This window comes from Streptomyces sp. NPDC002499, from assembly GCF_053595415.1.
Genome location: NZ_JBSFXO010000001.1, coordinates 991,642 through 1,017,910, shown reverse-complemented (window position 1 = coordinate 1,017,910; position 26,269 = coordinate 991,642). Strand labels below are relative to the sequence as shown.

22 protein-coding genes and 1 pseudogene are annotated in these 26,269 nt (G+C 70.1%); 9 read left to right on the top strand and 14 right to left on the bottom strand.

What is annotated here, in order from left to right:
* Nucleotide 1 precedes the first annotated feature (1 nt).
* Entirely contained in the window at nt 2-712 is a 711-nt protein-coding gene (locus ACWD5F_RS04570; RefSeq protein ID WP_451250963.1) for a ferredoxin reductase, read from the top strand.
* A 12-nt stretch (nt 713-724) separates the two neighbouring features.
* Nucleotides 725-1,048, top strand: coding sequence for a DUF6510 family protein (locus tag ACWD5F_RS04565; protein WP_451250961.1), 324 nt, complete (start codon nt 725-727; stop codon nt 1,046-1,048).
* Here ACWD5F_RS04565 and ACWD5F_RS04560 read toward each other — a convergent pair.
* The 4 genes from ACWD5F_RS04560 to ACWD5F_RS04545 form a co-directional block, all read right to left on the bottom strand.
* Entirely contained in the window at nt 1,020-1,877 is an 858-nt protein-coding gene (locus ACWD5F_RS04560) for a sugar phosphate isomerase/epimerase family protein (RefSeq protein ID WP_451250959.1), read from the bottom strand. The two genes, ACWD5F_RS04565 and ACWD5F_RS04560, sit on opposite strands and share 29 nt — an antisense overlap.
* Before the next feature lie 4 nt (nt 1,878-1,881).
* A complete protein-coding gene (locus tag ACWD5F_RS04555; protein ID WP_451250957.1) occupies nt 1,882-2,913 on the bottom strand; it encodes a sugar ABC transporter substrate-binding protein in 1,032 nt (343 codons plus the stop codon).
* Between the two features lie 62 nt (nt 2,914-2,975).
* The gene (locus ACWD5F_RS04550) at nt 2,976-3,971 is read right to left on the bottom strand and encodes a sugar phosphate isomerase/epimerase family protein (RefSeq protein ID WP_451250955.1); all 996 of its coding nucleotides are present in this window, start codon (nt 3,969-3,971) and stop codon (nt 2,976-2,978) included.
* Between the two features lie 43 nt (nt 3,972-4,014).
* Nucleotides 4,015-5,196, bottom strand: a complete 1,182-nt coding sequence (locus tag ACWD5F_RS04545; protein WP_451250953.1) for a Gfo/Idh/MocA family protein — start codon at nt 5,194-5,196, stop codon at nt 4,015-4,017.
* Nucleotides 5,197-5,361: 165 nt separating this feature from the next.
* Here ACWD5F_RS04545 and ACWD5F_RS04540 point away from each other — a divergent pair, with 165 nt between their 5' ends.
* A complete protein-coding gene (locus tag ACWD5F_RS04540; protein ID WP_451250952.1) occupies nt 5,362-6,366 on the top strand; it encodes a LacI family DNA-binding transcriptional regulator in 1,005 nt (334 codons plus the stop codon).
* 37 nt (nt 6,367-6,403) lie between these two features.
* Here ACWD5F_RS04540 and ACWD5F_RS04535 read toward each other — a convergent pair whose 3' ends face one another.
* Nucleotides 6,404-7,573 (bottom strand): MFS transporter, encoded by a 1,170-nt coding sequence (locus ACWD5F_RS04535; RefSeq protein WP_451250950.1) that lies wholly within the window; start codon nt 7,571-7,573, stop codon nt 6,404-6,406.
* A gap of 719 nt (nt 7,574-8,292) precedes the next feature.
* Between ACWD5F_RS04535 and ACWD5F_RS04530 the strand changes: the two genes are divergently transcribed.
* Together ACWD5F_RS04530 and ACWD5F_RS04525 are read left to right on the top strand one after the other, a co-directional pair.
* The gene (locus ACWD5F_RS04530) at nt 8,293-9,189 is read left to right on the top strand and encodes a helix-turn-helix transcriptional regulator (protein ID WP_451250948.1); all 897 of its coding nucleotides are present in this window, start codon (nt 8,293-8,295) and stop codon (nt 9,187-9,189) included.
* Between the two features lie 63 nt (nt 9,190-9,252).
* On the top strand, nt 9,253-10,272 hold the full coding sequence (locus ACWD5F_RS04525; protein WP_451250946.1) for an aldo/keto reductase: 1,020 nt from the start codon (nt 9,253-9,255) through the stop codon (nt 10,270-10,272).
* A gap of 86 nt (nt 10,273-10,358) precedes the next feature.
* Here the strand turns inward: ACWD5F_RS04525 and ACWD5F_RS04520 are convergent, their stop codons facing one another.
* Nucleotides 10,359-11,318, bottom strand: a complete 960-nt coding sequence (locus ACWD5F_RS04520; protein WP_451250944.1) for an NADP-dependent oxidoreductase — start codon at nt 11,316-11,318, stop codon at nt 10,359-10,361.
* Between the two features lie 152 nt (nt 11,319-11,470).
* Here ACWD5F_RS04520 and ACWD5F_RS04515 point away from each other — a divergent pair, with 152 nt between their 5' ends.
* Complete coding sequence (locus ACWD5F_RS04515; protein ID WP_451251049.1) at nt 11,471-12,313, top strand: helix-turn-helix transcriptional regulator; 843 nt, start codon at nt 11,471-11,473, stop codon at nt 12,311-12,313.
* 41 nt (nt 12,314-12,354) lie between these two features.
* Here ACWD5F_RS04515 and ACWD5F_RS04510 read toward each other — a convergent pair whose 3' ends face one another.
* The gene (locus ACWD5F_RS04510; protein WP_451250942.1) at nt 12,355-13,254 is read right to left on the bottom strand and encodes a papain-like cysteine protease family protein; all 900 of its coding nucleotides are present in this window, start codon (nt 13,252-13,254) and stop codon (nt 12,355-12,357) included.
* A gap of 22 nt (nt 13,255-13,276) precedes the next feature.
* The gene (locus ACWD5F_RS04505; RefSeq protein WP_451250941.1) at nt 13,277-13,591 is read right to left on the bottom strand and encodes a hypothetical protein; all 315 of its coding nucleotides are present in this window, start codon (nt 13,589-13,591) and stop codon (nt 13,277-13,279) included.
* A gap of 275 nt (nt 13,592-13,866) precedes the next feature.
* Here ACWD5F_RS04505 and ACWD5F_RS04500 point away from each other — a divergent pair, with 275 nt between their 5' ends.
* On the top strand, nt 13,867-14,634 hold the full coding sequence (locus ACWD5F_RS04500) for a Stf0 family sulfotransferase (RefSeq protein WP_451250939.1): 768 nt from the start codon (nt 13,867-13,869) through the stop codon (nt 14,632-14,634).
* On the opposite strand, the gene ACWD5F_RS04495 is transcribed toward ACWD5F_RS04500, so the two are convergent.
* The 6 genes from ACWD5F_RS04495 to ACWD5F_RS04470 form a co-directional block, all read right to left on the bottom strand.
* The gene (locus ACWD5F_RS04495; RefSeq protein ID WP_451250937.1) at nt 14,599-15,246 is read right to left on the bottom strand and encodes a DUF5825 family protein; all 648 of its coding nucleotides are present in this window, start codon (nt 15,244-15,246) and stop codon (nt 14,599-14,601) included. The two genes, ACWD5F_RS04500 and ACWD5F_RS04495, sit on opposite strands and share 36 nt — an antisense overlap.
* Entirely contained in the window at nt 15,243-17,186 is a 1,944-nt protein-coding gene (locus tag ACWD5F_RS04490) for a RiPP maturation radical SAM C-methyltransferase (RefSeq protein ID WP_451251047.1), read from the bottom strand. The genes ACWD5F_RS04495 and ACWD5F_RS04490 overlap by 4 nt, the downstream gene beginning before the upstream one ends.
* A 26-nt stretch (nt 17,187-17,212) precedes the next feature.
* The gene (locus ACWD5F_RS04485; protein WP_451250936.1) at nt 17,213-17,983 is read right to left on the bottom strand and encodes a hypothetical protein; all 771 of its coding nucleotides are present in this window, start codon (nt 17,981-17,983) and stop codon (nt 17,213-17,215) included.
* The gene (locus ACWD5F_RS04480) at nt 17,980-18,996 is read right to left on the bottom strand and encodes a multinuclear nonheme iron-dependent oxidase (protein WP_451250934.1); all 1,017 of its coding nucleotides are present in this window, start codon (nt 18,994-18,996) and stop codon (nt 17,980-17,982) included. The genes ACWD5F_RS04485 and ACWD5F_RS04480 overlap by 4 nt, the downstream gene beginning before the upstream one ends.
* Nucleotides 18,993-21,008 (bottom strand): B12-binding domain-containing radical SAM protein, encoded by a 2,016-nt coding sequence (locus tag ACWD5F_RS04475; protein ID WP_451250932.1) that lies wholly within the window; start codon nt 21,006-21,008, stop codon nt 18,993-18,995. The genes ACWD5F_RS04480 and ACWD5F_RS04475 overlap by 4 nt, the downstream gene beginning before the upstream one ends.
* 61 nt (nt 21,009-21,069) lie before the next feature.
* Nucleotides 21,070-21,222, bottom strand: coding sequence for a hypothetical protein (locus ACWD5F_RS04470; RefSeq protein WP_401728454.1), 153 nt, complete (start codon nt 21,220-21,222; stop codon nt 21,070-21,072).
* A gap of 294 nt (nt 21,223-21,516) precedes the next feature.
* Between ACWD5F_RS04470 and ACWD5F_RS04465 the strand changes: the two genes are divergently transcribed.
* Both ACWD5F_RS04465 and ACWD5F_RS04460 read left to right on the top strand, forming a co-directional pair.
* On the top strand, nt 21,517-24,648 hold the full coding sequence (locus tag ACWD5F_RS04465; RefSeq protein WP_451250930.1) for a lantibiotic dehydratase: 3,132 nt from the start codon (nt 21,517-21,519) through the stop codon (nt 24,646-24,648).
* Nucleotides 24,649-25,150: 502 nt separating this feature from the next.
* Nucleotides 25,151-26,239, top strand: a pseudogene (locus ACWD5F_RS04460) (GlxA family transcriptional regulator); the annotation flags it as partial.
* Nucleotides 26,240-26,269 lie beyond the last annotated feature (30 nt).

Here is a 26,269-nt window from a genome sequence, read left to right as displayed (position 1 = left end):
CATGGCCATCACCTGGCGCGCCGCCCGCCTCGACCGGCGCGGCCCGCAGACCGCCACGGCCCGCTCCCTCGTCTTCAGCGCGCCGGGCTGGCCGGGGCATCTGCCCGGCCAGCATGTCGACGTACGGCTCACCGCCGACGACGGCTACCAGGCCGTACGCAGCTACTCCCTCGCCGCGCCCGCCGACGGCGACCGGATCGAACTCGGCGTGCAGAGCGTCCCCGACGGCGAGGTCTCCCCGTATCTCACGGACGAGTTGCCGCAGGGCGCCGAGGTCGAGGTGCGTGGTCCGCTGGGCAACTGGTTCGTGTGGCGGCCGGAACGGACCGAGCCCGCCCTGCTGGTCGCCGGCGGCTCCGGAGTCGTACCCCTCGCGGCCATGATCCGAGCCCACCGCGAGGCACGCTCCGAGGCCCCCTTCCAGCTGCTGTACTCGGTGCGCACCCCCGATGACGTCTGGTACCGCGACGAACTGGCCGAGCGGGACCCGCACCTCGACGTGCGCCTGCTGTACACGCGACAGGCCCCGCCGGGTAGCCCCCGCGCGCCAGGCCGCCTGACGCAGGCCGACCTCGACAAGCCGGCCGCCCGCCTCGAACCCACCAGTCCGGTCTACGTCTGCGGCCCCACCGCCTTCGTGGAGACCGTGGCCGACCTCCTCGTCGACCTGGGACGGGACCCCACCACCATCCGTACCGAACGCTTCGGCTGACCGGAGGCCACGATGGCTGACGAAACCGCGCACCTCGACGGCAACTGCCTTGCCGGCCCGCTCTCGGAGATCCTCGCGGCGGAACCCACCACGGCCTGGTGGCGCTGCCCGGGATGCGCGAGGTCGGGCCCGCTCGCCCAACTCCACGTCTACGGGCCCGAACCGGGCCTGACCGCCCGCTGCCCCGGGTGCGACCACATCGCGCTCAGGCTGGTCAGGGAGGGGGAGTACGTGTGGTTGACGGTGGGAAGCGGTGACGGCGCTTTCCGGTTCGCCACCGCCACCACCACTGTCACTGCTGGGGCCGTCACGGGTGGGCGGCCAGGTACTCCGTGATCTTCTCCCGCATGAACACCGAGGACTCGCGAGCCCGTTCCTCCCACGCGAACACGCAGGCGGTGAGAGTGCCGTCGAAGCCGCCCGCCCTGAGTTCGCGGAAGAGTTCGTCGAAGTCGACCTCGCCCTGCCCGATGTCCAGATGCTGGTGGATGCGGGCCGGGGTGCCGGGTGGGTTGAGGATGTAGCGGTTGCCGGAGGACGCGATGTGGTCGAAGGCGTCGGCCAGGTGGACATGGGTCAGGAGGTCACCGGCGTACTTGATGATGCCGGGGGCGTCGGCGCCGATGTGGAAGGTGTGCGGGGCGCAGTAGAGGAAGCTGACGGCCGGGTGGTTGATGCCCCGGATCAGGTTGACCGCGTCGTAGCCGTTCTCGATGAAGTCGTCGGGGTGCGGCTCCAGCGCCAGGCCGATGCCCTCCCGCTCGAAGAGGGGGAGCAGTTCCTCCAGCGACCGCCAGAACTGGGCCTCGCTGCGGTCGGATTGCTCGGGGCGGCCGTTGAACTCGGAGATCATGCTGGTGACTCCGAGGTCCGCGGCGATCTGAATGGCGCGTTTCCAGTACCGTACGGCGGCCTGTCGGTCGTCCTCGTCCGGTCCTGACCAGCGGAACAGCGGCAGGAGCGAGGTGATGCCGACGCCGGCGGAGTCCAGGGCCTTGCGGAACGCGCGTACCGTGCCGTCGTCGACGCGCGGGTGCCGGAAGAACGGGATGAAGTCCTCGCGGGGTGACAGCTCGATCCACTCGTAGCCCAACTCGGCGACGACGGCGGGTAGTTCGAGCAGCGGGACGTTGCGGATCATGTACGGGTCGAGTGCGATCCTCATGGTGTCAGCGGGTTCCCTTCGCGGCGAACTTCGCGACGCTCGCGATGTCGGACTTGTCGACGAAGGCGGGACCGGTCAGCACCGGCTCCTCACCGCCGCCGCTGTAGTTGCCGTTGGTCTTGTAGAGCCACAGCGAGTCGACCGCCAAGTAGCCCTGAAGGTAGGGCTGTTGGTCGACGGCGAACTGGATGGTGCCCTTCTGGACGGCGGCCACCAGGTCCTTGTTGAGGTCGAAGGTGGCGACCTTGGCCTTGCTGCCCGACTCGGACACCGACTGCACGGCCGTCAGCGCGAACGGGGCGCCGAGGGTGACGACGTAGTCGATGGAGGAGTCGGTCTTGAGCTTGGCGGTGATCGTCGACTTCACGGACGGCATGTCGGTGCCGTTGACGTACAGGTTGTCGGTCCTGCCGCCGAATGTCTTCTTCACCCCGGCACACCGCTGTTCGAGGTTGACGTCACCCTGCGCCTGGATCACACACAGGACGTGCTTGGCTCCGGTGCCGTTGAGCTTGGTGCCGAGCGCCTGCCCGGAGACGGACTCGTCCTGGCCGAAGAAGGACAGCAGCCCCTGCTTCTTCCAGTCCGTGAGGCCCGCGTTGAAGCCGACGACCGGGATGCCGGCCTGCTCCGCCTTGGCGACCACGTCCTTCATCGCGTCCGGTTTGGCCAGCGTGACCGCGATGCCGTCGACCTTCTGGTCGATCGCGTTCTGCACCAGGTTGGCCTGGTCGGCGGCCGTCTCGTCGTTGGAGTAGATGAGCTTGACGTTGTCCTTGGCGGCGGCTGCCTGGGCGCCCTTGCGGATGGTGTCCCAGAAGGTGTCACCGGAGGGCGCGTGGGTGACCATCGCGATGGTCATGCGCGGGGTGGAGGCCTTCCCGGCCGAGACGCCGGCAGCGCTCTCCTCGGACTTCTTCCCGCCGGAACCGCTGGAACAGCCGGCGAGGGCGAGGGCGGCCACCGCGGCGACGGCCACGACGGGGGTGATTCTACGAACGCGGGGACTGGTGGGGCGAGTTGTCGAGTGGTTCATGGTCGATGCACCTCACTGTGCAACAGGGGGACGGGAGTCGGCGGCCTCATGCGGGCCGGCGTTCAGATGCGGGCCGCGGCGGCCCTGAGGTTCTCGGCGGCCAGGCGCAGGCCCTCGAACTGGTCGAGTTCCTGGTCCTCGTGCTCGATGTTCACGGCCATGCCGGGGTCGACCTCCCGCAGCGCCGTCAGGAACTCGGCCCAGAACTCGACGCCGTGACCGCGCCCGACGGCGACGAAGTCCCAGGAGGCGTTCTTCGGCCAGCGGCTGAGCGTGTACCGGCCGCCGAGCGAGACGGCGTCCGGCTCGTCGGGGAGCACGCGCTGGTGGCGGTGGTCGAGGACGCCGTTGATCCGGGCCTCCTCGTTGATCCGGGTGTCCTTGGCGGCCGCGTTGTAGACGAGGCTGCCGAGCCGGCGTACCGCCGCGACCGGGTCGATGCCCTGCCAGAACAGGTGACTCGGGTCCATCTCGGCGCCCACATGGGTCGCGTCGATCTCCGTGGCAAGGCGTTCCATGGTGCCGACGTTGTAGACCAGATTGTGCGGGTGCATCTCGATGCAGACCTTCACATCGGCGTCGGCCGCCCGCGCCTGGATGTCCTTCCAGTACGGGATCGCCACCTCGCCCCACTGGTAGTCGAGGGTGTCCAAGTAGGCGCTGTCCCACGGCAGTACGGACCAGGACGGCAGCCGGCCGGCCGGATCGGAGGCGGGCAGCCCCGACATGGTCACCACCCGCTTCACCCCGAGCAGGGCGGCCAGTTCGATCGCGTCGCGCACGTCCTGCCCGTGCTTGGCGCGCACTTCGGGATCGGGGTGCAGCGGATTGCCGTTGCAGTTCAGGGCGGTGAGGGTGACACCGGCGTCCGCGAAGAGCGCCAGGTACGCGTCCCTCGCGTCCTTGCTCGCCCTGATCTCGGCGATCGGAAGATGCGGGGCGGGCAGGAAGCCGCCGGAGTTGATCTCCGCGCTGTCCAGGCCGAGTTCGCGCAGGATCCGCAGCGCCTCGGGCAGGGGCTTGTCGTGCAGGACGGCGGTGTAGGCACCGAGCTTCATGGCGTGGCTCCTTGGTTCGTCACGGGGTTCGTCGACGGGCCGCTCACTGGACGGTGACGGCCTGGCCGTCGGCGCTCGCGGAGGCGACGATCGCGTCGAGCACCCGCAGGTTGTGCAGACCTTCGGCGAGGGAGGCGCAGTGCGGCAGCCGGTCCAGGCCCGCGATCTGCTCCAGGAAGGCGCGCGCCTGCCAGGTGAAGAAGTCGTTCTGACCGTGGCCCACGCTGGGGAAGTCCATCGGCAACCCGCCTGCCACATAAGGGTGTTGCGGGCCGACCACGACCTGCCGGTAGCCGCCGGTCGCGGCCGGCAGCGAGGAGTCCGCGAAGCCGAACTCGGCCGGTCGCGCCATGTCGAACGTGGCCGCGCCACCCTCCCCGAAGACCTCGAAACCAAGGGAGTTGGCGAGACCGCAGGCGATCCGCGAGACGGAGAAGGTGCCCACGGCGCCCGAGGCGAAGGTCGCGGTGAACGTCGCGATGTCCTCGTTCTCGACGGCCTCCCGCTCCTCGCTCACCCGGACGTCCGCCGAGTGCCCCACGGCGGTGCCCAGCGGCACGGGCCGCTCCCGCACCTGCGTCGACAGCACCGCACCCCGCACACTCCGCACCGGCCCGCAGAAGTACTCGCCCAGGTCGACGAGGTGACTGCCGATGTCCGACAGCGCCCCCGAGCCCAGCGGGCCGCGGTACCGCCAGCTGATCGGGGCGCCCGGGTTGTGCCCGTAGTCGCACCAGTAGTGCCCGTTGAAGTGCTGCACCCGCCCGAGCCCGCCGTCGCCGAGCTGCTGCCGTATGCCGTTGATCGCGGGCGAACGGCGCAGGGTGAACCCGGTCGCGGCCACCAGCCCGGTGCCCTCCGCCGCCTTCACCATCGCCTCGGCGTCGGCCACCGTCGGGGCGAGCGGCTTCTCGCACAGCACGTGCTTGCCGGCCGCCAGCAGCCCCTCGACGATCTCGCGGTGCAGCGGGTTGGCGACGACCACGCTCACCGCGTCGACGTCGTCGGCCTCGGCGATCGCCCGCCAGTCGGTCTCGGCCCGCCGGTAGCCGTAGCGACGGGCGGCCTCACGGGCGAACGGCTCGTGGGTGTCGGCGACGGCGACCAGCCGGACCTCGGGCAGCCCGGCGTCGTACAACGTCGAGGCGGTCCGGTACCCGCCGAGGTGCGCGCGTCCGGCCATGCCGGCGCCGATGACGGCCACGCCGATCGACTCAGAAGCCATGTGGAGTCCTCTCTCAGCCCTGATCCGGGTCCGAGACCCCTGTCCCGGTGCGGATCCATGTCCAGGCAATAGAACTTTTTAAAGCGCTTTAAGTCCTGGTACTATCAGACCGGTTTCACGGGCGTGTCAAGGGTGTTGCGCGAGGAGATTCCGACAGGAGGACCAGTGGTCGACGCAGGTTCCCGGCCCCGGTTGGAGGACGTGGCCGCGCGGGTCGGCCTGTCCACGGCCTCGGTCTCCCTGGTCCTGCGCGGCGCCCCCGGCCCCAGCGAGCGGACCCGCCGCCGTGTCCTCGACGCGGCCGCCGCCCTCGGCTACCAGCCGGACCGCAACGCCAGCCTGCTGGCCAGCAGACGCAGCCGGCTGCTCGGCGTGATGGTCGACATCCACAGCCCCTTCCACGCCGAACTGGTCGAGCACCTCCACACGGCCGCGGCCGAGGTCGGCTACGACCTGGTCCTGAGCACCCAGACCCGCACCCGCGACGAGCACACCGCGGTCGAGACCCTCCTCGCCTTCCGCAGCGAGGCCCTCATCTTGCTGGGCCCGATCGCCCCCGCCGACACCCTGGCCTCCCTCCACCGCAAGGCCCCGGTGGTCGTCGTCGGCCGCCGCATCCCAGGCGCCGAACTGGACGTCGTACGGACCGCGGACGACGACGGCGTCGGCCAGATCGTCGACCACCTGGCGGAGCAAGGACACCGCTCGATCGTCTACGTCGACGGCGGCAAGGGCGTCATCGCGACCGACCGCCGCCGCGGCTACCGCACGGCGATGCGCCGCCACGGTCTCGACGAGTACGTCCGTGTCCTGCCCGGCGACCACACCGAAGCGGCGGGCGAACGAGCCGCCCGTCACCTCCTCGAGGACGGCCAACTCCCCACCGCCGTGGTCGCGTTCAACGACCAGTCCGCCATCGGCGTGTTCGCCGCGCTCACCCGGGCCGGGGTCCGCGTGCCCACCGACGTCTCCGTCGTCGGCTACGACGATGACGCCCTGTCTCGCCTGAGCTGCTTCGACCTGACCACGGTCAGCCAGAGCGCGAAGGAACAGGCGGGGCAGGCGGTGCGGGCCGCGCTGGAGCGGCTGGACGAGGGGCGGACCGAGGCGCGGGAAGTGGTGTTGGCGCCGCGGTTGGTGGTGCGGGGGAGTACCGGGCCGGTCGGCTGACCCGGAGTGACCTGTCGAGGCTCTGCGGTACGACGGGTCAGCGCTCCGCCGCGCCCCTCGTCACGAGCCCGATCACCGCTGCCGTCGCCGCCAGTACCGCCACGCTGGTGAGGGCGGCGGGGAGGGAGAACCAGTCGGCCATGAAGCCGATCGCGGGTGGGCCGAGCAGCATGCCGCCGTAGCCGAAGGTGGAGGCGATGGCGACGCCGTCCGGGCCGGCGAGGGTGCCGGCGCGTTCGATGGCGACGGGGAAGAGGTTGGCGAGGCCGAGGCCGGTGATCACGAAGCCGATGATGGCGGCCCAGAGGGTGGGCGCGAGGGCGCCGAGCAGCATGCCGAGGGCGGCGACCGTGCCGCCGGAGATGAGGGTGCGGGTGCGGCCGAGGCGTTCGAGCAGTCGGGTGCCGGTGAGTCGGCCGACGGTCATGGCGAGCGCGAAACAGGAGTAACCGACGGCCGCCGCGCCGGCCGAGGCGTCGAGGTCCTGTTCCAGGTGCAGCGCGCTCCAGTCGGCCAGGGCCCCTTCGCCGTAGGCCGTGCACAGGGCGATCAGGCCGAAGGTGATGACGAGGCCGCGGGTACGGGAGTCCAGGCGGCGCGGCGGAGGCTGTTCGCTGGGCGCGGTCTCGGGCGGTTCCGGGGGTTGGATGCGCAGCAGGACACGGCCCGCGAGTGCGGTGACGAGCAGGCCGATCACGGTGAGACAGAGCAGGTGCTGGGTCGGGGTGAGCCAGCCGGCGACCAGTCCGCCGAGCCCGGCGCCGACCATGCCGCCGAGGCTGAAGGCCGCGTGGAAGCTGGGCATGATGGGCCGCCGCATGGCCCGCACCAGGTCGACCGCCGCGCTGTTGAAGGCGACGTTGATCCCGCCGTACGCGGCGCCGAAGACGAGTAGGACGAGGCCGAGGGTGAGGACGGAGTGGGTGAGTGGGGGGAGGGCGACGCTGAGGGAGAGGAGGATGGCGCAGACGACGTTGACCTGGTGGTTTCCGTAGCGGCGGCAGAGGCGGCCGGTGATCATCATGGTGATGACGGCGCCGGCGGAGACACCGAGGAGGGCGAGGCCGAGGGTGCTGGCCGTGGCGCCGGTCTGGTGCTTGATGGCGGGGATACGGACGACCCAGCCGGCGAAGATGAAGCCGTCGAGGGCGAAGAAGACGGTGAGGGCGGTCCGGAGGCGTGCGAGGTCGCTGTGGCTGCCCGGCACGGCGTTGTGCGATCGGGTTTTGTTTATTAGCGGCACAAAATCAGGCTAGGTGCATGAAGGGGGTGGGGACAAGGTCGGGGTGCGAGGCCGTTGCGCGCGGTCCATGGTCGAGCTAGCGGCACGGCCTCCTTCTGTCATGGCGTCCGAGGAGGAGTGGTGGGCCCGGGCTGTCGTCAGGCCGGGGCGCGGGCCCGGACGGCGTCGAGGTCGTCGCGGACCCACCGCGGCTCGGCGTCGAGCGGCCCTGGTCGACGCCGATGAGCACCATCGGCGACACGACTCCGGTCAGGCAGGGCGTGTGCAGGTCGAGGCGATGGAGCCAGGCCGCGCGCGCCATGGTCAGGGCGAGTCCGGTGGTGAGCATCTTCGGCCTGCTCGCCCGTTCCAGGAGCCGCGGCGCCATGCACGGGCGAGGACGACGTTCGCCCGTGCATGGCGACGTCGCCGGTCCCGTCGTACATGAGCGCCGCGCGGACGGTCGTGTCCTCCGCTTCAGGGTGGGGCCCGGTGTCGGACTCCCGGCCTTCGGTTCTCCCCATGACAACCCCGCGCGGGCGCAGGCGTGGGAGTCACTGGTCTTCCGGGTACTGGCAGTACCTCGCAGGTCCTCGCGGACAGACCTACGGTGAAGGTCAACGCACGATCGTCGTAGGCCGGGGCCGGACCGTCCCACCGGGACGCGAACGGACGGCGCCGGAGCTATGTCAGGGATCTGGACGATGGCAGACAGAGACAAGAAGAGCGTGGCCGCCGAGGTCCGCGAGTTCCTGAGCACCCGGCGTGCCCGGATCACCCCCGAGCAGGCCGGACTGCCGGTCTACGGCGGCAACCGGCGCGTCGCGGGCCTGCGTCGTGAGGAGGTCGCGCTGCTCGCCGGCATGAGCGTCGACTACTACGTCCGCCTGGAGCGCGGGAACCTCTCCGGCGCCTCGGACTCGGTACTGGAATCCCTCGCGCACGCGCTGCAGCTGGACGAGGCCGAGCGCACGCACCTCTACGACCTGGCCCGCGCGGCGACACCGCCGGGCCGGCACCCCACGGTGACGGCGTCCCGGGTGCGGCCCACGATCTTGCGTCTGCTGGACTCGATGACCGATGTACCGGCGTACGTTCGCAACGCGCGCTTCGACATCCTGGCCTCCAACACGCTGGGCCGTGCGCTGTACGCACCCCTCTTCGACTCGCCGCTGTTCGCTCAGCGCGGGCCGGTCAACAGCGCCCGCTTCATGTTCCTGGACCCCGCGAGCAAGGACTTCTGGGTCGACTGGGACAAGGGGGCCGGAGACGCCGTCGCCTTCCTGCGCACCGAGACGGGCCGGGCGCCCCACGACAAGGCGCTCACCGACCTGATCGGTGAACTGACGACCCGAAGCGACGACTTCGCCCGCCGCTGGGCCCGCCACGACGTGAGGTTCCACCGCTCAGGGGTGAAGAACCTCCACCACCCGCTGGTCGGCGATCTCGCCCTGCCCTACGAGGCGATGGACCTGCCGGCCGATCCCGGGCTCCGCCTCAACTTCTACACACCCGAACCCGACTCCCCGGCGCAGGAGGCCCTGGGCCTTCTCGCCAGCTGGGCGAGCACCGGGACCGTCGTCCCGACCGCGAACGACTGATTACGACCAATCACGACTATTTACTACTGTTTACGACTGCTTCCACCCGAGGAGAACCCCTTCATGCAGTACCGACCGCTCGGCCGCACCGGTGTCCAGGTCAGCCCGCTCTGCCTGGGCGCGATGATGTTCGGCCCCTGGGGCAACGAGGACGAGGCCGACTCGATCCGGATCATCCACCGTGCCCTCGACGCGGGCATCAACTTCGTCGACACCGCGGACGTGTACTCCGCCGGCGTTTCGGAGGAGATCGTCGGCAAGGCCCTCAAGGGCCGTCGTGAGGATGTGTTCCTGGCGACCAAGTTCTTCATGCCGATGGACCGGAACGACCCCAACCAGCGGGGCGGCTCACGGCGTTGGATCATCCGGGAGGTCGAGAACTCCCTGCGCCGGCTCGAGACCGACCACATCGACCTCTACCAGGTGCACCGCCCCAGCCCCGACACGGACGTCGCCGAGACCCTCGGTGCCCTCTCCGACCTCGTGCACCAGGGCAAGATCCGCTACATCGGCTCCTCGTCCTACTCCGGCTCCCAGATCGTCGAAGCCCAGTGGACCTCGCGGGAGCGCCACCTGGAGCGGTTCGTGACCGAGCAGCCGCCGTACTCGATCCTGGTCCGTGGCATCGAGGAGGACGTCCTTCCCACCGTGCGCCGCCACGGCATGGGCACCCTCACCTACAGCCCGCTCTCCGGAGGCTGGCTGTCGGGGCGCTACCGCAAGAACGCCGCCGAGGGGCCCGCCTCCGCGGCCCGCCCCCAGGCCCGCTTCGACATGAACACCCCTGCCAACCAGCGCAAGCTCGACGCCGTCGAACAACTCGCGCTTCTGGCGGAGAAGTCGGGTCTCACCCTGATCGAACTCGCCGTCGCCTTCGTCATCAACCACCCCGGTGTCACCTCGGCGATCATCGGACCGCGCACCATGGAGCAATTGGAGGCGTTTCTGCCCGCCGCCGACGTCACGCTGTCGTCCGACGTGCTCGACGCCATCGACGAGATCGTCGCGCCCGGCGTCACGGTCAACCCGGTCGACAACAGCTACGGCGACTTCGAACTCCTTGCCGACCAGCGACGCCGCTGACGCGTCCCGGGCCTGCCGGTCCCGCCGGTCAGCCGCACCGAATACGGAGATCGCCGACCGTTGACCCTGAGATCCCCGTACTTCGGTCAGAGTGAGCCGCGCGGCACCGTCACCACGTGCTTGCCCACGACGCCGCCGCGTTCGAATGCCCGGTGCGCGGCGGCGATGTCCGCGAGCGGGTACACGCTGTCGATCACCGGGCGCAGCGCACCCGACGCGACCTGGTCGGCCACGTCGCGCAGGACGGGGGTCTCGGGGTTGGCGCTGAAGGTGCGGATGCGGCGGGAGCCGTGCACGCTCGACGCCGCGATGGCGGCAATGGCGGACGGGGACAGCCCGACGGTGACCATCCGGCCGCCCTTGGCCAACCGGCCGCGGAAGCAGTGCAGTTCCGTGCCTACGGTGTCGACGATGACGTCGAACGGCCCGATCTGCTCCGAGGCGGTGGAGCGGTAGTCCAGGACCTCGTCGGCGCCGAGGCCGGTGAGGAGTTCGGCGTGGCGATCGCGTGCCAGCGCGGTGACGTGACCGCCCATGGCGTGGGCCAACTGCACGACGGCCGTGCCGACTCCGCCGGCCGCGCCCCGCACCAGGACCCGTTCCCCGTCCGCGAGGCGCACGCTGTCGCGCAGCGCGATGAGCGCCGTGGCACCGGCGACCACCAGAGAAGCCGCCTCGACCGACGAGAGGTCCGCCGGGGCGCGCGAGATACGGCTCGCGGGAACCACGACGTATTCGGCCGCACCGGCGAGGGAATGCCGCTGCCTGGGATGCACCATGCCCCACACGCGGTCCCCGACCCGGTAGCCCTCGACGCCGGTGCCGGTCGCGGCGACGGTGCCCGCGAAGTCCAGTCCCACGCCGATCGGGAAGCGGCGTCCCGACACCATCTTCAACTCTCCCGAGCGGACGATCACATCGTGCCCGTTCACGCTGGATGCCTCGACCGACACCAGTACCTCACCCGCACCGGGAGCGGGGCGCTCGATGTCGTTGACCCGCAGGACGTCCGCCGTACCGAAACCCGTGATCTGAACGGCCTTCATGTCGCTGTTCCTTCCGTGACCGGCTGTGGTGGATCCGATGCTGGACCCCGCGCGCGACATCACGGTCGTTCTCCTTTTCCTGGGTCCGGCAGACCCACCCTCGCGGGCCGCACCGACGGCATACTGACGCCGTGACCGACTCCTCCCGCGCCATGAGCGACGATCCCCGGCGCGAACTCGCCGACTTCCTGCGCACGCGCCGAACTCGGCTGCGGCCGGAGGATGTTGGACTGGAGCCCGGCCCGAGGCGGCGTGTCGCCGGGCTGCGGCGCGAGGAGTTGGCCCTGCTGGCGGGGGTGAGTTCGGACTACTACCAGCGCATGGAGCAGGGCCGCGACGTCCGCCCTTCGGAACAGGTCCTGGACGCGCTCGCGCGCGCCCTGAACTTCTCCGCCGAGGAGTCCCGGCACCTGCACGGCCTCGCCGCCGCCGCACGTACCCCGGCCCGACCGCCGCGTACCTACGAGCCGGAGGAGGTACCGGACACCACGCTACGGCTGCTGCGCACGACGACCTCGCCCGCTCTGGTCGTCGGGCGCTTCCTGGACGTGCTGGCCTGGAACCCGCTCGGTGGCGCCCTGTTGGGCGAGTTCACCCGACAGCCGCAGAGAGAGCGGAACCTGCTGGCTCTGTTCCTTCACCCCGAGGCCGACCTGACCTGCCCGAACCGGGCGGCCACCGTCGCCGAACTGATCGGGATGCTGCGGACCCAGGTCGCCGCCGATCCCGGCCACCCGCGCGCGGTCGAGCTGGTGGGTGAACTCGCCGTTCGCAGCGACGAGTTCGCGGCCCTGTGGGCCCTCCACGACGTGACGGAACCCACCCGCGGCCACATGAGCCTCACCCATCCTCAGGTCGGCGAATTGAACCTGGACTGGGACGCCTACCCGATACCGGGCAACCCCGGCCCCGCACTCATGGTGTGCACGGCCGCCGAAGGCAGCCCCGACGCCGAACGACTCCAACGGCTCGCCGACCTGTTGGGCACCCCTTGACCCACCACGGAATCGGGTGCTCGCGATCACCCACCGGCCAACTACCTTTTGGTGAATGCGTAGCCGTCTAGGACCGCGCCGCCGAAATAGGTCCGGGGGAAGGCCCCGAACTGGACGAGGGACTGACCGTTGACGGGGTCGAGGATCAACAGTCCTTCGCCCTGCACCCCGGCGATGACGACGAAGTGCGAGCCCCCGGAGTTCCAGGTGATAGCGGCGACGACGGGGCGGCCGGCATCGATCTCGCCGGCGATCTGCGCGAGGGTCAGGCCGGCGGACTGGTAACTGGCGTAGTTGCCGACCGTCTTGAGAGCGTCTGTCACGCCGCCGGATTTGAGGTAGCGCCGGTCGACCCCGAGCAGGGGATCGTCGAGGACGTACAGGGCGTTGCTGTTGTACGGGTCCGCGTAGCGGTTGGCGAGCGCCGGGTTGTTGTCGAGGGCCGCCTGGGTCGGGCAGGCCCCGGTGTCCGCTGGAAACCCATTGATCTTGTGCCCGATCTCGGTCATGACTTGGCACTGGGTCCAGGTACTCGCCGGGTAGTAGAAATGGTTGACGCTGGTGCCCGCAGCGATCCAGCACCATTCGTTGCACTCCTGGTACTGCATCCGCATACCGAGGTTGTGGCTGACGTCGGGCACATAGGTCTGGGTCTCAACGGGCTTGGCGTCCAGGACCGTGATGTCGGTGACAATGTTCAGCGGCGCACCCCAGTCGACGTTCACCACGAAGGTGACGCCGTGGTTCGGGTCGTGGGGCGGCCCATGCGGAGCGATGTTCTCCACCGTGATGGAAGCCGCGCCGATGAAACGGACCTTCTGCTGCGTGTACTCCGACACGGTGACGATCACAACCGAGTCGTGATCGATGGCGCCCCAGTTGTAGTTCAGGGTGACCCGGCCGTTGAAGGCACCCCAGTACTTCCGGATGGTCTGTGGCATCGGTGGCATCCCCGTCCCGGCGCTAGTAGTCCACCTCGACTGGAGGGCTGTCGAGAACGGTGATGTCGGTGACAATGGTCAGCGGCGCGCCCCAGTCGACGTTCACGACGAAGGTGACGCCGTGGTTCGGGTCGTAGGGCGGTCCATGCGGAGCGATGTTCTCTACGGTGATGGAAGCCGCGCCGATGAAGCGGTGCTCAGCCTCGGGCGGCGTGCTCACCAGGTACTCCGACGCGGTGACGAGCACCACTGAGTCGTGATTGATCGCGCCCCAGTTGAAGTTCAGCGTCACCCGGCCCTGGAACGGCCCCCAGTACTTTCGAATGGTCTGCGGCATCGTCCGGTGCCCCCGTTCCGAAGTCTGCGAGCAGTAATGCCCGCCATGGATATGGTGGGTTACGGCATGCTCTCCTGTCCATGAAATGGCGTGAGTTACGAATGATTACGCAATTCGTGAACGCTTGTACGAGTGAATCCATTAACAACGGCCAATAATATAAACAGATGCCATTTGCTGGGTACGTGCGAGATCGCCTCATTAAATCCACGCACCGCGCCCGGCGCGCCCCCGAGCCGGTGACAACCACCCGTGCCGGGCGCCAAGGTGTTCTCATGGCGCTGCGCTATCGGACCAACGACCCGGAGTTCGACTTCCCGCCCTTCACCGGACTGCCGCCCGTCCGTTACGTGCTCGCGTCGACCCCCCGATGCGGCAGCAACATGCTCGCCCGCGCCCTGTGGCACACCGGGCTGGCCGGCTTCGCCGAGGACTACTTCGCCGACGCCTACGTGCTGGACTACTTCGAGCGGTGGGGATTCGACTCCGATGATCCGCAGGAGCTGGCGGCGGGCTATGTGCGGCAGTTGATGACGTGCCGGACCAGCCCCAACGGCGTGTTCGGGCTACGGATCCACGCGGGGCATCTCGGGAACCTGGAGGTCGACCCGTACGACGTCCTCCAGGCACCCCGGTACATCTGGATCCAGCGCAGGGACCGGTTGCGGCAGGCCGTTTCGTACACCATGGCCGAGCAGACCGGTGTCTGGATCCTGGACGGGACCTTTCTGCCGGAGGGGAGCTCGCGTGCCGAACCCCGGTACAGCTACGCGGAGATCCGCCGGCATCTGCGGATGCTCGACCGCGACGCCGCGGTCTGGGAGGACTACTTCGGGCGGCACGGTGTCACCCCGTACACCGTCGTCTACGAGGACCTGGTCGCCGACTACGAGGCAGGACTGTCGGGCTGCCTGGACTTCCTCGGCGTCGGGGCGCCCGCGTCGGTGCCGGCTCCGGGGATCCGGCGTCAGGCCGACGAGTCGACGGAACGGTGGGTCGAGAGGTTCCTACGGGATCGTCGTGCTGAGCGGCCAGCGTCGTAGGCGGTACGGCGTCCACCACAGGTAGCGCCCGGCGCGATGGAGCAGGTTCTCGCGCAGGTGACGCTCCAGGACCCGCTCCGTCGACGCCGACGCGACCACTGGGACGCCGTCCAGCAGTCCCTGGAACGCCGTGCTCCGGGGGGCGTTGACGACCAGGCGCCGGAACGAGCCCCAGCGGTGGTCGCGGATCTCCAGGAAGCCGGGGCCGCGGCGGTAGCCGCACTTCGCGATGTGGAACGAGTCGCGCCACGCGGTGACCACGAGTTCCTCGCGAGCCTCTCCCGTGGAGCCGCGGAAGACGGTCGCCGGTGGGTGCAGATGGCTCAGCGCCCGCCACTGGGCCGGGTCGGGCATGCGCAGTGTCCAGTCCACCGCTATGCCGTGGCTGGTGAGTTCCCGGATGGCGAGGAGAACGGCCACCGCGGACGCGCCGTCCGGATCGGTGAGGTCCACGGGCTCGTGCACCTGGACGAACTGGACGCCGTCGGCGGCGAGTTGTGCGACGGCGTTCGCCGGGTCGTCCGGCGGTCCGTCGAGGGTGCCGCAGTGGATGCCCGGTAGGCGCATGGCCGCCGGGTCGCGGTCCTTCCAGAGGGTCAGCTGCGGCTTCATCGCGTGTCTCCCGCGGAGGGGGCCGCCAGAGCCGGGACCAGCGCCGTGTCGTTCCCGTGCAGTCCGGTGCCGTCGAGCCGCAGCAGGTCCTGGTTGGCCACCGCGGGCGCGACCTGCACGTAGTGACCGCCCTCGGCGAAGACCAGGCCGAGGGTCCGCCAGCGTGCCAGCAGCTCGGCGACTCGCTCTTCCGTCACCTCGCCGGCCGACTCCCCTGCGTCCCCGCACCGGGCGACGGCCTTGCGCAGCAGTGCCGCCGGGCTGTGCGGTGTGTCGAGCAGTCGGAACACCGTCACTTCGAACGGGTCGGTGAGGTCGAGGAGCCGCCAGGAGAAGTTCGGCCGGGTGTCGACCAGGACGATGTGTGTGCCGAGGTCGCAGTGGGTCAGGCGGCTGCGCGGGTACGCCCGCGTCCAGTCGGCGACGGCCGTGCGCAGCCGGTCCAGACAGTCGCCGGCGATGCCCTGGTTCGTGGAGTCGAAGATGTAGACCAGGTCGGCGAGTTCGTGCTCCGGCAGGTCGTAGATGTGGTGGTAGTGCGAGGCGGGGCGCAGGTCGGCGAAGCCCAGTTCCGGCCGGTCGAAGTAGGGGCTGAACCGCTCGACCTTCAGCCGGGTGGAGTTGGCCGGCGGTCCGAGATGGTGCAGCGCGGGCAGCTGGTCGACGATCTCGTCGTAGTCCTGGTCGGTTTCTCCGGGGAAGCCGTAGAGGTAGTTCCAGCTGAGGTTGACGCCGACGGTCTCCGCGTCCCGCAGCAGCCGTACGTTCTGGCAGCCGGTCACCCCCTTGTCCATCAGCTTCAGCACCCGGCTGCTGAGGCTCTCCACGCCGGGCTGCACATAGCTGACTCCGGCCGCGTACAGCGTGGCCAGTTGCTCGCGGCGCAGGTTCGACTTGATCTCGTAGCACAGCCGCAGGTCGTACCCGGACTCCTGGAGAAGCGGGGCCATGGAGTTGAGGTAGGCCATGTCGAGGATGTTGTCGGTGACCCACACGTCGAGGATGCGGTGGCGCTCGACCAGGCCGAGGATCTCGTCCACGAACCGCCGCGGGTCCTTGCTGCGGAACTCCATGAACGAGCCGTTGAGGCCGCAGAACGTGCAGTGGTGCTTCTCGCCCCACCAGCAGCCGCGCGAGGCCTCCACCACCAGCCGCGGCTCCACCCAGCCGCCCGCGGTGGACTGCGCGTGCCGCTCGAAGTAGTCCCCGTAGTCGGGGGTGACCAGTGCGCCCGGAGGCAGCGGGGCGGCGTTCATGGGATGGGCCACGGACCGGCCCTGCGCATCACGCTGGCACAGACCGGGGATGGCGGCCAGGTCGTCGGCGTCGCCGTCGCGGAGGGCTGCGAGCAACCGCGGGAACGCGATCTCGCCCTCGCCGCGCACGACGAAGTCGACGTACTCGAAGTTGCGGTGCAGCGCGGCGCCCTGCGGTCCGTCGCAGTTCGCGCCGCCGAAGACGGTGGTGGTGTCGGGTGCCAGTTCCTTGACCGCGCGGGCCGCGGCGAGGGCGGCCGCGTTCTGCGCGAAGGTGGTGGTGAAGCCGACCACGTCGGGTGCCGTGGCGGCGATCTTGGCGGCGATCTCTCGCACAAACAGCGGCGCGAGTTCGTGCAGTTCGCGGGCCTTGGCCAACATGGGCTCCGGCATCTTCTCGCCGAAGTGTTCGGTGAACTCGGCGACCCGCCAACGAGGTTGGGCGTTGAGCGCGGCCGAGAAGATCCACTCGCTGTGCCCGGAGAAGTACGAGGTCGAGCAGAACTCGTACTCGTCGAAGCCGTATTCCGTACGTGCGGACACCCAGTCGGCGAAGTCGAGGTTGGCGTGCACCACTTCGACGTCCGCGGCGCCGTCGGGGAAGACGTCGAGGATCCGGCGCTTGAGAATGCCGAGTGCGAGGGACGGCGCGTCGAGCGACGACCACGGCATGTCCACCAACACGATGTGCAAGGCGGTTCCTCTCCCCGTCACCACAGTCCGCGGCCGGCCAGTGCCTGCCGCGCGGTCTCGCGCCGGTCCGACGGCTCGGCCTCGAAGGCCGCTGCCACCCGCCCGGACACCACGCCGTGAGCCAGCCCGGCGGACGCGGTGAAGTACGCGTAGTGCACTTCGTCCGCGCCCTCGGTCTCGCCGGAGGGACGCCCACCGGCGGTGGCCCCCCAAGTGGCAACGGACGCCGCGGCATACGCACGCACGGCGGCATGGCCCCGGTCCGTGGGGACGATCCCCTCCGCCTCGATCACGAACGACAGCGGCTGCTCGCACGTCAGCGAGGTGAACAGGGCGATCATCAACTCGTGGGTCACCGTGTCGCGCAGCACCCCTGCCCCGACGCCGTCCAGCAGGTACCCCGCGAACGCCTCCTCCGCCGACAACCCGGGGGCGGTGTACGGGATCAGCCGGTACCGGGCGAAGTGCGGCGAGCCGAGAAATCCGGTGAGCAGGTCGGACTCCGTGACACCGGCGTCCTGGAGCAGCCGCAGGCCGCGCGGGAACGTGGTCGCGAGGCTGCCGCCGCTGCCGGGCCGCCAGACCTGGGAGCGCAACCGGCGTGCGGTGGTGTCCAGTTCATCCAGATCGACGGAGGCCAGGCACTCCAGCTCGCCGGCATCCGCCGCGACGGCCTCGGCGCCCCCGTCCGCGAGCCGGGCCCGCAGGTCCGCGTCCAGTAGCAACCGCATGAGCAGGTCGGTCAGTTGCTCGCCGTCCAGCGACGCACCCGGCTCCACCGTGGTCACTCCGCCTCCCCGCGCCGCCAGTCGGCGACCAGGTCCCGCAGCCGTGCGTAGTTCGGCCGGGACTTCTCGACCAACTGCCCGTCCTCGCGGTACATCGGGTCCTCGTAGGACACCCCGAGAAGGTTCGGGCAGCGCGGCAGCAGATACTCGGTGAGCTCCAACTGCTCGTCCAGCAGGACGCCGTGGTGCAGATCGCGGAACTTGCCGCCCACGATCTGGCAGCCCGACAGATGCAGTTCGCGGCAACGGGCGAGGGGCAGGGCCTCGATCCCGTCGTACATGCTCTTTCCGGTACGTCCCCTAAGCCACTGGTAGCTGAGCAGATGACCGACGTCGAGCGTCACCCGCACGTCGGCGTCCTCCGCCAGCCGGGCGAAGTACTCGAAGGCGTCCATATGCCCCAGGACGAACGAACCGCCCTCCGTGAAGCCGGGGAACTCGACGTGCAGCGGCGGTTCGAGCAGCCGGGCCGCCTCCGCCACGTTACGGGTGGCGATCTCCAGGCCCGGCTCGGTCAGCGGCGGCGGGAGCGGATACGGCATCGGTATGCCGCGCAGGCTCCAGATGCCCAGGTCCTCGACCACCCAGGAGAAGCCGTAGCGGGCGGCCAGTTCGTTGGTGAACTCGGCAGCCGGGCGGCGGTCGTAGCGCTCGGGCGTGCCCATGTTCAGCTCGGTCTGGTGGAAGGCGCGGGCCAGTCCGGTGGGCACGGCCTCGAAGAAGCGGTCGTACGCGCGCACGTAGTCGGCCGGCCGTACGCGGGCGCGTGAGCGCGGCTGGAACGCGAGGGCCGAGTAGGCGAAGTCGCCGCCGTGGCGGTGCAGGAAGGCGCGGACCCGGTCGGTGATGTCTCCGCCGCCGTCGTCGCTCTCCACGAATCCGATGCCGCGCCTGCCGAGGCGTCCACCGCCCCACGGCATGTCCATCAGGACCCCCAGGCCCATCCGGCGCGGGGCTTCGGTGACGGCGGCGGTTCGGGTGCCGCCGGGTGCGGTGCGCGGCGGTTGCGTCATGACGAGCTCCTGGCTGAGGGGGCCGGGTCGGCTGAGGCTGAGGGGGCCGGGTCGGGGGCGCCCGCCGCCGCGTCGGACAGGCGGGCCAGCAGTCGGCGGCCGCGGTCGGTGCGGGCTGTGAGCAGGCCGTCGGCACGCTGGTCCACGTCGGTGCGGGGGAGTGCGTAGAACCGCTCCCGGACTAGGTCGGCGAGGGTGACGCGGTCGGCCGTGCGGTCGTCGGCGTACGCGGGGACGGCGCGTACCCACGTGTGCGGGCGCAGGGCCGCGACGGCGGGCGTGCGAGGGCCGTTCGGGGTGAGGCGCGACGGTGCCGAACTGCTCGCCCGGCCCGGTCTCACGGTGTCGAAGACTCGCACCAGCCGGTCCAGTGCCTCGCCGCGCGTCGGGCCGCCGCGGACGGACAGGGGGTGGCCGACCCGGCCGGACAGGTAACTCAACTCGGGGTTGCCCGCGAGGCGTTCCGAGGAGTCGAGGGCCAGCCCGTACTCCTCCGGGCTGCCTACGAGCTTGCTGCCCGGCTCCGCCACCATCAGCTCCAGCGCGTCGATGCCGATCCGCCGCTCGTTGTCGACGAGAAAGCGCAGGGAAGCCTCGAACTCGTCCGGCGTCTCGTCCAGGACCTGGCCCATCACCGTGAACCGGACGGTGATGCCCGCCGCGTCGAGGTTGTCGAGGATCCGCTGGTAGTCGGCCGCGCGCACACCCCGGTCCACCCGGTCCAACAGGCGCTGCGAGGTGCCCTCGTAGCCGACCGCGATCATCGCGCAGCCGACCGCGGCGAGGTCGTGGCAGAACTCCGGGTCGGTGAGGGCGGTCTCCAGCCGGCTGCGCACGCCGAACCGGATCCGTATGCCGCGTTCGCGTACCGCGCGCATCGCTCGCTGGATCAGCCGCAGGTTGGTGTTCTCGTCCGCGACCGACACGAAACGGGTGCCCGTGGCGCGGACGACGGTCTCCACGGCGTCGGCGATCTGGGTCGCGGTGCCCTGCTGGTAACTCCCTTGCGGGAGCGACCGGTTGCCGTACGAGCAGAACGCGCACCGCCCCCAGTAGCAGCCGACGCACGAGACGATCGCGAGCTCCAGGGCCTCGTTGAGATAGGAGCGGAACGGCAGTCCGGTGAAGTCGGGCGGCCCGAGGTCACGGAAGAGCAAGGTCACCGGGGGCCCTGTGCGCGGCTCGGCCCCGGATCGTGGCAGCCAGGTCATGCCAGGTACGGCGGCGAGCGGAACCGTTCCGTCCAGCGCGTCCAGCCAGCGTTCGAGCGGCTGTTCCCCGGCGGTCGGGCACAGGGCGTCGACGGTTTCCCGGACTCCGGTCAGTTTGGCGAGACTGTCGTGACGGAGCATCACCTGCTGTCCGCCCAGGCAGATTTGGGTGTCCGGCGACAGCCGACGGACCCAGGCGGCGATCAGCAGCGCGGGCGCGAGCTGGCTGAAGAACGCCACCGACAGGCCGACCACCCGCGGGCGATGCCGGCCGAGCAGACCGGCCACCAGACGGTGCAGCGAGGCGACCGGTACGTCCGACGCGGTGGGCGGCCGGTCCGCGACCCGACGTACGGCAGCGTCGAGTTGGCCGAGGTCCTCCCAGGTCCGCACCAGGAAGGTGTCGCGGACCAGCAGTTCGAGGGCCAGGCCGGCGAGCCGGACCGCGCGGTCCGGGCCGAGCTCGCCGGCCGGCTCCTTGTGCAGGACGTGGGCACGCAACTCGCCGATGTGCGCGGCGAAGACGTCGGCCACCTCCCGGCGATACCAGTCGCCCACGGCCGTACCGTCGTCGCCCGTGTCCTGGGCGCGGACCGCGTCGTTCAGCAGCGCCGGACGTCGCAGCAGCTCGTGGAGCACGGCGATGTTCAAGTCGGCCTGGTGCACCCGCCGACCCCGGCGGCGCAGATGGCCGGTCAGGTAGGGCAGGCTCAGATACGGGAAGAACCTGGCCTCGGTCTGCGGCGGGAAGATCAACAGGACGTCGGTGCGGGTAGGGTCCGCCGACTGGCTGGACGGCACGACCCACCTCCTCGTCCCACCGGTCTCGTCCGTCGAAGAGTTGCCTCGGCTCCCGGACGTCCTAGTCGGGGATGTCCTCCGTGCTCTCCGCCGCGATGTAGGTGTACGTGTGGTAGGCCGCGCCGAGCTTCAGCTCGCTGGAATCGATCACCTGGAGTTCTTCGAGCTCACCGAATTCCTCATCGGCGAGTTTCTCAGGAGTTGCAGCAGTCATGACTCTCTCCCCTTCGCGAACGTGATGGGAATGTGCCGCTTGCCGTGTGTGCCACTTGCCGTACGTGGCGCCCACGCTAGCCAGACCGCAGGTGCGTCAACAGCCCATACGTCGTCGTTTGGGCGGGTCGGAATTCAGCCAGGTCAACGGCTCATGGAGACTGTGTAGCACCGGGGCTGCGCAGCAGCCGCCACAATGACCATGACTCATAATCGCCCTCGGCGCCGGGTGGTTCGGAAAAATAGCGGCCAACACGGTATAGAGGACAACGCCGTTGAGCTGCAGGAGGGCCGTTTGTACCGCCATGTCGACGCGGCCGTGGTTCGGGCGGCGGTCTGGCGTCCCGACCACCCGACGGTCTGGCCGGACCTGGTCGGCCCGTCCGCGCACAAGGAGTCATGGCGGGCGTGGCTTCAACAGCTGTGGCAGGTAACGGATTTCGCCACCGCGGTCGAGTTCTCCAGCCCGGACCTGGCGAGGCGCGTACATCAGATCTGCGACGGTGAGCCGGTGCCGGAACTCGCCGTGCGGCGCGCGGTGTTCTCGGTGCTGCGCTACCTGCTGCGCGCCCGCTCACGTGCCACTCCCTTCGGGCTGTTCGCCGGTGTGCAGGCCGCCCGTACCGGGGCAACTCCCTTGCTGCGTGCGGACATCGGGCATCAGGCGGTCACCAGACCGGACGCAGTGTGGACCGCGGCTCTGGTCGACCGGTTGGAGGAACACCGTCAGCTCCGACCGCGATTGACGCTGCTCGCTTCCAGCCTCGCGTTCGAGCGCGACGGACGCCTGATGATCGAGCACCGCGCGAGCAGTGCGAACGGCGGCGACCCCGTGCACGTGGGGATCCGCGCCACCGGGCCGGTCCGCATGGCCATGGAGGGTGCAAGGGGGCCGATTCTATGGGCAGTTCTCGCCGAGACGCTCTCCGCCGGCTTCCCGGACGCTTCGGCCACCGCGAGCGAGAACCTGCTCGCGAACCTCGTACGACAGCGGTTCCTGATCACCGGTCTGCGTCCCGCGGTCACCGCCTCGGATCCGATCGCTGTCCTGCTCGGGCAGGTGCAGCAGCTGCCCGCGGTCGAAACCGCCGAGTTGCGTGAGATCGCGGCGGGACTGGCACGGCACGACGACGTGACCGCCGCGGGTGCGCGTGCGGGTACGGGTGTGGGGGTGGGTGCTCGTGCTGAACGTGCCCGGGTGAGCGCCGTGATGAGACGGGTGTGTCCCGGTGCGGAACCCGCGCTCGCCCTCGACCTGCGGTTGGACTGGGACCTGGTGATCCCGGAGGTGGTGGCCGAGGAGGTGGCGTCGGCCGCCGCGGTACTGACCCGTCTGGCGCCGCGGGCTGCACTGAGCCCCGGGTGGGCTGCCTGGCACGGTCGCTTCCTGGAGCGCTACGGCCCGGGAGCGGTGGTACCTGTTCTGGACGCCATCGACCAACTCGGTTACCCGTCCGGCTACTTAGGGTCCGCCGGCGCGTCCACGGCCCCCACGCTGACCGCTCGCGACAGTCGGCTGCTGGGGCTCGCGTACACCGCCGCGATGAGACGCCGTCACGACGTCCGACTCGATGACGCCGCGATCGACGAACTGGCGGTGGCGGATCCCGACCGACCCGTGCAGCCGAGCACCGAGGTGACCGTGCGGATCCACGCCACGAGCGTATCCGCCCTGGAACAAGGGGAGTTCACGCTGCACGTCGTCGGAGTGGCCCGTGCGGCCGGAACGGCCACCGGACGATTTCTCCACCTGTTCGACGCCGACGACCGCCGCCGGATGAGCGACGTGTACGCCGGACTGCCCGGCGTACAACAGGACGCGCTGATCGCGCAGATCAGCACCACCCCGCTGTACGTACGTTCGGCGAACGTCGCGCACGCCCCGCAGGTGGCGGAACTGGTGATCCCCCTCGGTGACTACCAGGGCCCGGACACGGGCCAGTTGCCCGTGACGGACCTGGCGGTGACCGCCGATGACGAGCAGTTGCACTTGGTCTCGGTCTCCCGCCGCCGTCCGGTGCACACGTTGCTGCTGAGCGCAGTGGATCTGACCCAACACACCCATCCGCTGGCGCGGTTCCTGATCGAGGCACCGGTGGCACTGGCCGTCCCGTGCACCGGGTTCGCGTGGGGAGCCGCCGTTTCCGGGCTGCCGTTCCTCCCTGCGGTGCGTTACGGGCGCACGGTACTGTCGCCGGCCCGCTGGACCCTCGGCAGCGACGATCTGCCCGACGCGGGGACGCCGTGGCCGCAGTGGGACAAGGCCTTGGCCGAGTGGCGTCGTGACGTTGCCCTGCCGGATCACGTGTACCTGGGCGACGGGGACCGGCGCATGAACCTGGACCTGGCGGAGTCCTCGCACCGGGTCCTGCTCCGGACCCATGTGGAGCGCGACGGCAAGGCATTGCTACGTGCCGCACCGGAGCCCGGGGACCTGGGCTGGGCCGGTGGGCGCGCGCACGAGGTCGTCATCCCTCTGGCCGCTGTGGACCGGACCTGCGCGCCGGTCCGCGGATCGAGCGATGTCGTCGGACTCGTCGGTCAGGTTGATCAAGTCGGCCAGGTCGGCCAGGTCGGTCTTGTCGGTCCCGAGGACGGTCGTCTGCCTGGCTGCGGCGACCTGCTCTCCATCACGTTGCACGGGCACCGCGACCGACAGGATCCGCTCCTGACCCGGCATCTGCCTTCCCTGCTGGGGGAGTTGGGAGAGCCACGCTGGTGGTTCGTCCGCGACCGTGATCCCGAGGACCGCCTTGTTCTGCGTCTGGCCTGCGCGCTCGGATCACTCGGTACCGCTGTCGGGCAGGTCGGCGAGTGGACCCGGCGGCTTCGACGCGCGGGTCTGATCACCCACGCGAGCCTGGAGACGTACTACCCGCAGACCGCGCGCTTCGGCGGTCCCGCGGTGATGGACGTGGCCCAGGAGTACTTCGCCGCCGACGCGGCCGCCGTCCTCGCCCAGTTGACCGCGCAGGCCGGCGGGGGCGCTCCCGACGCCGGTGCGGTGACCGCCGCGAGCATGGTGGACATCGCTGTCGGCATGCTCGGGGACGACGTGACGGCGATGCGCTGGCTGATCGGGCACACCCACACGGACCGGAGCGCACCGCGCCGATCGGTCTACGACCAGACCATCGCCCTGACGACCGCCCTCTTCACGCCGAGGGCCCCCGGCACCCCGGTGCTGGACGCGTCCGTCACCGCGAGCTGGTCGGCACGCCGCGCCACGCTGGCCGCGTACCGCAGCGCGCTCGAGAGTGCGGGGACGCTGTCCCCACAGGACCTGCTCCCGGACCTGCTGCATCTCCACCATGTCCGCATGTACGGGCCGGGACTTCCCGAGGAACGCGCACACCTGCACCTGGCCAGAGCCGCGGCACTGAGCTGGACGGCAAGAGCCAAGGTGGAACCTCACTCTGAGTCGTGAGGGTGAGCGAAAGCACGGTCGTGCACCGGCATCGTTGCGGCGGCGGTCGGCCAGGGGTCTGGCAAAACGAGTTCAAGTTCGCGTCGGGTGTCCAGAGTTGGTCATTCCTCTTACCGTGTTTCCGGTAGTCCATCGACTGCCGGGAGAGTGCTGGGGAATCGGGGCACCGTTGAACGACTTCGTCGCGGTCTGTGCGGCTGAGCTGGTGAAGCGCATGCGGGACGACTCCTGGCCGGCTGTCCGCGACGCCCTGGTCACGTTTCTCGTCGAGAACGAACCGGGCGGCGAGACGCGCGCGACCGGCGTCCGGCAGGAGCTGGACCGAGCGCAGAGCGAGCTGCTCCACGCTGTCCGACGCGGCGAGCAGGACACGGCCGCCGACGTCGAGGCGGAACTGCGTATGCGTGTGCGCCGTGTGCTGCGGAATCGACCGCGGGCCGGCACTCAGCTGCGGACTCTGGTGAGCCGATTCGGGCCAACCGCACCATCCCCGCTCACCACGGTGAGGAAGCCGAATCCCGGCGTCTCGGAGACGGCGCCGCAGAAGGCCCCCGGACGCCGCCGCAAGGAGATCGTCGCGGTGCTGCTGTTCAGCGGCGGCCCCATCTTCGAGAGTTCCATCCCGCTGTCGGTGTTCGGGATCGACCGCCAGGACGCCGGCGTGCCGCGCTACCGACTGCTGGCGGCGGCCGGCGAGGACGGTCCGCTGTGGACCACCGCGGGCGTGGAACTCACCGCCCCGTACGGCCTGGAAGCGGTCTCACGCGCGGGCACGGTCGTCGTACCGGCCTGGCGCTCGATCACCTCCCTGCCCGCGGAGGACGCGCTCGACGCACTGCGCCGGGCGCATGCCGACGGCGCCCGTGTCGTCGGACTCGGCACGGGAGTGTTCGTCCTGGCCGCCGCGGGCCTGCTGGACGGCCGCCCCGCGACCACCCACTGGATGTACGCACCGACGCTGGCCAAGCGTTATCCGTCGGTGCATGTGGACCCGCGAGAACTCTTCGTCGACGACGAGGACGTCCTGACCTCGGCGGGCACCGCCGCCGGAATCGACCTCTGCCTCCACATCGTGCGCACCGACCACGGCAACGAGGCGGCCGACGCACTGGCCCGCCGTCTGGTCGTCCCGCCGCGCCGGACCGGACGCCAGGGAACGTACCTGGACCGCGCGTTGCCGGACGAGACCGCCGCCGACCCGCTCACCGACGTCGTCGCCTGGGCGCTGGAGCACCTCCATGAACAGTTCGACGTCGAAACGCTCGCCGCACGCGCGTACATGAGCAGGCGCACCTTCGACCGCCGCTTCCGTGAGCTCACGGGCAGTGCCCCGTTGCAGTGGCTGTCCACCCAGCGGGTTCTCCAGGCGCAGCGCCTCCTGGAGACCTCCGAGTACTCCGTCGACGAGATCGCCGCACGCTGCGGTTTCCGCTCCCCGGTGGCCCTGCGGGGTCACTTCCGCGGACAGATGGGTTCCTCTCCGGCCGCGTACCGGGAGGCGTACCGCGCTCGCCGCCCCGTGGACGGCGGGACCCCGCACACCTCGCCCGGACCCTCACCGGCCCCGGACGACGACGAAGGGTCGCCCCCGCCCGGAGTCTGATGGTCGGGCGGGTGCTGT

Excerpts from the sequence above, each read along its gene's own strand:
- ACWD5F_RS04570 (WP_451250963.1), top strand. The coding sequence starts at position 2 with ATGGCCATCACCTGGCGCGCCGCCCGCCTCGACCGGCGCGGCCCGCAG.
- ACWD5F_RS04565 (WP_451250961.1), top strand. The coding sequence starts at position 725 with ATGGCTGACGAAACCGCGCACCTCGACGGCAACTGCCTTGCCGGCCCG.
- ACWD5F_RS04560 (WP_451250959.1), bottom strand. The coding sequence starts at position 1,877 with ATGAGGATCGCACTCGACCCGTACATGATCCGCAACGTCCCGCTGCTC.
- ACWD5F_RS04555 (WP_451250957.1), bottom strand. The coding sequence starts at position 2,913 with ATGAACCACTCGACAACTCGCCCCACCAGTCCCCGCGTTCGTAGAATC.
- ACWD5F_RS04550 (WP_451250955.1), bottom strand. The coding sequence starts at position 3,971 with ATGAAGCTCGGTGCCTACACCGCCGTCCTGCACGACAAGCCCCTGCCC.
- ACWD5F_RS04545 (WP_451250953.1), bottom strand. The coding sequence starts at position 5,196 with ATGGCTTCTGAGTCGATCGGCGTGGCCGTCATCGGCGCCGGCATGGCC.
- ACWD5F_RS04530 (WP_451250948.1), top strand. The coding sequence starts at position 8,293 with ATGGCAGACAGAGACAAGAAGAGCGTGGCCGCCGAGGTCCGCGAGTTC.
- ACWD5F_RS04525 (WP_451250946.1), top strand. The coding sequence starts at position 9,253 with ATGCAGTACCGACCGCTCGGCCGCACCGGTGTCCAGGTCAGCCCGCTC.
- ACWD5F_RS04520 (WP_451250944.1), bottom strand. The coding sequence starts at position 11,318 with ATGAAGGCCGTTCAGATCACGGGTTTCGGTACGGCGGACGTCCTGCGG.
- ACWD5F_RS04515 (WP_451251049.1), top strand. The coding sequence starts at position 11,471 with ATGAGCGACGATCCCCGGCGCGAACTCGCCGACTTCCTGCGCACGCGC.
- ACWD5F_RS04510 (WP_451250942.1), bottom strand. The coding sequence starts at position 13,254 with ATGCCACAGACCATCCGGAAGTACTGGGGTGCCTTCAACGGCCGGGTC.
- ACWD5F_RS04505 (WP_451250941.1), bottom strand. The coding sequence starts at position 13,591 with ATGCCGCAGACCATTCGAAAGTACTGGGGGCCGTTCCAGGGCCGGGTG.
- ACWD5F_RS04500 (WP_451250939.1), top strand. The coding sequence starts at position 13,867 with ATGGCGCTGCGCTATCGGACCAACGACCCGGAGTTCGACTTCCCGCCC.
- ACWD5F_RS04495 (WP_451250937.1), bottom strand. The coding sequence starts at position 15,246 with ATGAAGCCGCAGCTGACCCTCTGGAAGGACCGCGACCCGGCGGCCATG.
- ACWD5F_RS04480 (WP_451250934.1), bottom strand. The coding sequence starts at position 18,996 with ATGACGCAACCGCCGCGCACCGCACCCGGCGGCACCCGAACCGCCGCC.
- ACWD5F_RS04470 (WP_401728454.1), bottom strand. The coding sequence starts at position 21,222 with ATGACTGCTGCAACTCCTGAGAAACTCGCCGATGAGGAATTCGGTGAG.